The sequence below is a fragment of the Agarivorans sp. genome (genome assembly GCF_050295395.1).
Lineage (GTDB): Bacteria > Pseudomonadota > Gammaproteobacteria > Enterobacterales > Celerinatantimonadaceae > Agarivorans.
In genome coordinates this window covers 1-2,164 of the sequence record NZ_JBNKPP010000260.1, presented here as the reverse complement: position 1 = coordinate 2,164, position 2,164 = coordinate 1, and the positions used below count along the sequence as shown (strand labels likewise).

3 protein-coding genes are annotated in these 2,164 nt (G+C 43.2%); 2 read left to right on the top strand and 1 reads right to left on the bottom strand.

Annotated features, from left to right (window positions below; genetic code table 11):
• On the bottom strand, nucleotides 1-239 hold a 239-nt coding region (locus ACQY6Q_RS15255; RefSeq protein ID WP_427982666.1), incomplete at its 3' end, for a LysR family transcriptional regulator.
• A gap of 93 nt (nucleotides 240-332) precedes the next feature.
• On the opposite strand from ACQY6Q_RS15255, the gene ACQY6Q_RS15250 reads away from it, so the two are divergent.
• Entirely contained in the window at nucleotides 333-1,262 is a 930-nt protein-coding gene (locus ACQY6Q_RS15250) for a DMT family transporter (protein WP_427982663.1), read from the top strand.
• A gap of 164 nt (nucleotides 1,263-1,426) precedes the next feature.
• Entirely contained in the window at nucleotides 1,427-2,023 is a 597-nt protein-coding gene (locus ACQY6Q_RS15245; RefSeq protein WP_427982661.1) for a DJ-1/PfpI family protein, read from the top strand.
• The last annotated feature ends 141 nt before the right edge of the window (nucleotides 2,024-2,164 follow it).

Sequence of the window (2,164 nt, the reverse complement as noted above, 5' to 3'; positions counted from 1 at the left end):
TTAAGTTCATCAAATAGAGCGACGGAACGCTGAAAATACTGCTCGCCAATGTTGGTTAGAACAACGCGGTGAGCATCTCGGTTGAGTAGTCGTAGCTGTAAGTCTGCCTCTAATTGGCGGATACGGCGGCTCAACGTTGAGAGTGGCATAGCCAAAGAGTGGGCTGCGCGTTTAAAACTGCCACAACGAGCTACCGCACAAAAACAGCGCAAATCATCCAAAGAATAATTAGGTTTCATTATTGGTATTTATTGTCTTAATTTTGCTTGTTTATCCGCCTATTGAAATCAATACACTAAGCGATATCTTTTGACAAGTTATTTGGAGTGAGGATGAAACTCAATGCAACGATGAAAGCGATAGCTCTTCTTATTATCTGCACCTTTTTTTGGGGCAGTTGCTTTCCTATTGGTAAACACGCCTTAGACGAAGTCCATGTACTTACTTTGGTTTTCTGGCGTTTTGTTATTGCGGCCGCTTGCTTAGCGTTTTATCTCAAAGTTGCTGATGTACCTAAGTTAAGCTTGAACTCGCGCCAATGGCTATGGGTTATTGTGGTTAGCGCTGTAGGAATAGGAGGTCTTAATCTAGGGCTGTTTACTGGCTTAGCTTCCACCAACGCGACTAATGGCTCACTGATCATGGCACTCAGCCCTTTGATGACGTCACTGATTGCTTGTATAGCATTGCGAACTTTACCGTCTCTTGTGCAGTGTTTTAGTTTGCTAGTGAGTTTGACTGGTGTACTGGTGGTGATCACGAATGGCCATTTTGAAACCTTGTTATCGATGCATATTAACCGTGGTGATCAGTTGATTTTCTTTGGTATGCTGGCTTGGAGCTTATACACCTATTTCAGTCAGGGAATCAGCCGCTGGATGCCTGTAGTTCCTTATACCTTTGTTGGTATGCTGAGTGGGACTGCCGTGATTGGCCTGATGTGTTGGTTGACTCCTGGCGTGCATCCGTTTGCTGAGCTGTGGAATAGTACAAGGCTGGGAATGTTGGAAGTGGTGTACATTGGAGTATTTGGAACGGTTGCTGGTTATTTGTTATGGCTAAATGGAGTGCGTCGCCTAGGTTCTGCTAATGCAGCGCTGTTTTTCAATTTTGTTCCGATTTTCTCCATGCTAACTTCTTATATGCTTGGTCAAGAAGTTACCGCGTTGCAACTGTCTGGTATTGCAGTTGTTATTGCAGGCTTGTTGCTACCACGTATTCCATTGGTTAAACGCGAACCTAAAATGTGCTCTGAATCCTGAGTTGCCACACTGTTACTGATTGATAAAAACGAAAGGCGTTTGTTTGATTTTAGGTGGCCGATTCTAAATATGGATGACACTTTTCTGCGGTTTTGTATGGCTTGGTAAGTAGAGCCAAGTAAAATTTGTCCCTTAGTTTAGGCCCTAGGAAAATAGGAGTAGATATGAATATTGCTGTACTAACTTTTGAGGGATTTAACGAGCTAGATTCATTTATAGCATTGGGCATTTTGAACCGAATGAAAGGTGCCGGTTGGAATGTGCAAATAACAAGTCCATCTAAGCATGTTACGTCCATGAATGGAGTTACTATTCAATCTCAACAAGCGCTAGAGTTTGCTAATCATACAAACGTCGTATTATTTGGCTGTGGTATTCTGACCCGTGATATTGCCCAAGACCGAGGCATACTTTCAAGGCTGAAGCTTAATCCCGAAACTCAGTTAATTGGTGGCCAGTGTTCAGGTACATTGTTGATGGCGGTATTGGGTTTGTTGCATCAAGTGCCAGCTTGTACCGATTTAACAACGAAACCTTGGGTTATTGAGTCAGGCGTTACAGTTTTACAGCAGCCTTTTTACGCTAAAGGAAATCTTGCAACTGCGGGTGGTTGTTTGTCATCAAAGTACTTGGCTGCGTGGGTTATTAGTAAGCTATCAGGTCGGGCAGAAGCCGAATCGGCAATTCATTATGTTGCACCAGTTGGTGAAAAAGAAAGCACCGTTCAACACTGTATGTCGGTTGTAGGTGCTTACCTATAGCTTGGTCCATATAAGGCGTTTAAGAGTGAATTCAACTGTTGGCGCTCTCAGCTCAATGTGAAATTTAGTGTTAATGCTGCAATGGATTAGTTAAGGTGTTCGCCTTACTCGCAGCTTAAGCAGGCATTTGGTAAATCGACA

Excerpts from the sequence above, each read along its gene's own strand:
- ACQY6Q_RS15250 (WP_427982663.1), top strand. The coding sequence starts at position 333 with ATGAAACTCAATGCAACGATGAAAGCGATAGCTCTTCTTATTATCTGC.
- ACQY6Q_RS15245 (WP_427982661.1), top strand. The coding sequence starts at position 1,427 with ATGAATATTGCTGTACTAACTTTTGAGGGATTTAACGAGCTAGATTCA.